General features: G+C 40.0%; 2 protein-coding genes. One reads left to right on the top strand and one right to left on the bottom strand.

Annotated elements, in window-relative coordinates; all coding sequences use genetic code 11:
* Positions 1-607, bottom strand: a 607-nt coding sequence (locus IQQ51_RS04420) for a hypothetical protein (RefSeq protein ID WP_193840483.1), incomplete at its 3' end; no start/stop codon positions are given.
* 434 nt (positions 608-1,041) lie between these two features.
* On the opposite strand from IQQ51_RS04420, the gene IQQ51_RS04415 reads away from it, so the two are divergent.
* Positions 1,042-2,514, top strand: coding sequence for a hypothetical protein (locus IQQ51_RS04415; RefSeq protein ID WP_193840482.1), 1,473 nt, complete (start codon positions 1,042-1,044; stop codon positions 2,512-2,514).
* Positions 2,515-2,805 lie beyond the last annotated feature (291 nt).

Here is a 2,805-nt window from a genome sequence, read left to right as displayed (position 1 = left end):
TCTTTTGCGCTTTTTCTTTGATGGTTGCTAGTGCTTTTTTTTGCTTATCTTTGTGCTCTTTTTCCTGTTTCTTTTTCTGAGTTTCTAGCTCTTGTGTAAGTAGCTTAGCTTGCTCCTTTACCACATCGTCAGAAAAGATGGTAGAAAGGAAGTCAACGTTAACGTGGCCAAAATGTTCGCCTTTCTTTAACTGCCTTTTGAGTTCTCTCTGGACTCTTTCAATACCCTCAGCATTCACTAGTAAATCTTCTATTACTTGGCTAAAACTAGATTTTTTTTGTCTTGCCAGTTTCTCCAGTTCTTTTCGTGCAGCGAGAGAGATAGAGTACGCCCCTTCAGAAACTTTTTTGGACGTACGGTTTTTTTCTCTTTTCTCCCACCGCTTCCATGCAGCCTTCATGTTCCGAAGAGCTTCGCGTGTATCCGCATTCTCTGGAAGCTCATAGGCTGCTTTTATAAACTCCCCTACTGGGTCTATGAACCCTTCGATGTCTGCCTTATTACTCCCCCAATTCTTTGCTTTTAGGTAAGTACAGATCCAACTTGCCTGCTCTGGATTTTTTGGGTCTATCCAATCCAGTCTTTTGATCATTTTGCTATTGGTCATGTGAATACCTAGTTTAGTTATTGAATGGAATACTATTCAGTCATAAGTCGAATTTTTACGTAATTGGTCTTTCAAAAGTGGCCTAATGTGTTCAAGTTCTGGTTCTTCAAACAGAAACGTCGACGGTTATTCTTAGATATAGTCCACCAGCCATAGTCCTAGTAATCCATCCCTCACTGCGATCCAGTTTAACCGTTTTTCCATCTCAAGATTTCACTTCGGCTCTAACACTATGTACCGACGTTTACTCTGTATCTGAAACAAAGTAATCCTCTTAAGGACTAAATTCAAACTGAATCATAAACAAACATTCGAACATATTTGATTACACGGGTTTGAACTTATCAATAAACATGAAATAAAACACGTTACAATTTGTTATATATACCCTATATTATATCCTCAATCACCTGTGTTGATAGTGGTTAAGGCGCATGAAATCAGAAGAAATTTATTTATTATTATGTCTTATCAAAAAGCATGGATTTGATAGTGAATTTAGAAAGAAAATAGTTGAGATTTCAGAAGAGTTTGGTGTGAGTACCAACACGGTGTCATCTCTGTTTTCAGTCTTGAAAACGAGCCAATGCATCAAGATTAGAGAGCTGTACGCACTAAAAGGACGTGGTAAAAACTGCTACGAGTTGACCGATAAAGTACTACTCAGTCATGATGATTTCGGGATACTACCAAAGGTTATGGCAACCCAAAATCCAGCGATAATGCGACTATTGGGTAACGAACTCTCAAACCTGCTTGAGAAAACTCAGTCACAGATAAATGACAGTGACGGCATCAAAAAACGCCAACCGTTCCGGGCATCTAATCGTTTATTTCTGACTTTGCTACTGCTGCATAGCAATGAGCTAGGAGTCATCGAAGAGATAAGCTCCACGCAGATCCGTAAGATGATGGGTAACATCAGTGCGGAGCGTTTTAAATCTCAATTGAACACTCTCAAAAAACTAGGCTTAGTGAAGCGTCATATTGCAGGCATGACCGGGAAAGAATTGTTTGGGCGTACGAAAGGAAGTTATTACTTAGACATTGAACACCCTTTTCTTAAAGACAGCTTTGAGAACGTAAGCTCGCTTCTTTTGGATTTCAACGATGTTACCTATGACTATAACGAAAGCACTGAGGTGACATGTTTAATCCATGCCTGCAAAGATACACGGGACATTGATGGTAAGAAAGCTCATCTAGGCAAGCTCAAGTTTTATCCGTGGTCTGATGTTATGGGCAAAGTCATGGAGGACTTTCCTATCCAGCCTGTGATTCATTTTTTCCGCAACCCAAGATTTCATGACCATTTACACCAGTGGGTTTGTCAGGTGGCTTCTGAGCTCATGCTGCACCCTTTCAATCGTATTGGTGACCTCCAAGTCAATCAATGCAGTGATAGACTTATTCAGTTGCTCTCCCTCTCGAAATCAGTTCCTCTTACCAAGCAGCAGCAAGTCATAGATGCACTGCCTTCAGTCCAACAGATAAAGCAATATTTGCATGATTTCTCCTTTTTAGGCGATGTGCTGGGTATGGGAGCTAAAGCGCAAGATAATTCTCTTATATACTGGCAACACGTCGTTTTAACCCGCTTAATTTTAACGCTAGGGCTAAACATGGCTTCACGCTATAAAAAGCTATTTGAGCTAAGTGGTCTAGGAGAGCAGCGCATCAATCAATGTGTTGTCATTCCTGTCGCAGTTTTTGAAGAGTTCTGTTTTCAGTACATACTCCAGTTCACACTTGAAGGTGGAAACCAGAAGAACACCAAACTACTGGTAGATAAAGATGAAGAAGTCACTCTGCTCATTGCAGAGAGACCTCAAGACGTTGAACCGAAGATGGAAATCAAGGATATAAAGAAAATTTTTGTCCCTAAGCCTGAACCTCAACAGAGTTAAATAAAAAAATACTCATCTCACCCCTATTGTATAAAGAGTGCCTGTAACAGCACGATGCTCTTACCTAGCAGGCATGACTGAAGAGATTCAGTTGTGTCTGCTGGATTAAGTGAGTAGAGAAGACTGGGGAGGATTTATAATGCTTAGAGGAGCATGACTATGCGACAACATTATAAATCTTTTTCTTTTCTTCTTTTTCTAAAGAACTACTCAACCAAGAAGAGTCCTCAAGACTCTGATACTAACCAATGTCAGTAACAATCATTTCAATACCATTCTGTCTAGACAGTA

The organism is Vibrio sp. OPT18 (assembly GCF_015163615.1).
Taxonomy (GTDB): Bacteria; Pseudomonadota; Gammaproteobacteria; order Enterobacterales; family Vibrionaceae; genus Vibrio; species Vibrio coralliirubri.
This window is presented reverse-complemented; position numbering and strand designations above follow the sequence as displayed.

Bases quoted from the DNA above. Each gene is read 5' to 3' on its own strand.
- IQQ51_RS04415 (WP_193840482.1), top strand. From the start codon at position 1,042: ATGAAATCAGAAGAAATTTATTTATTATTATGTCTTATCAAAAAGCAT.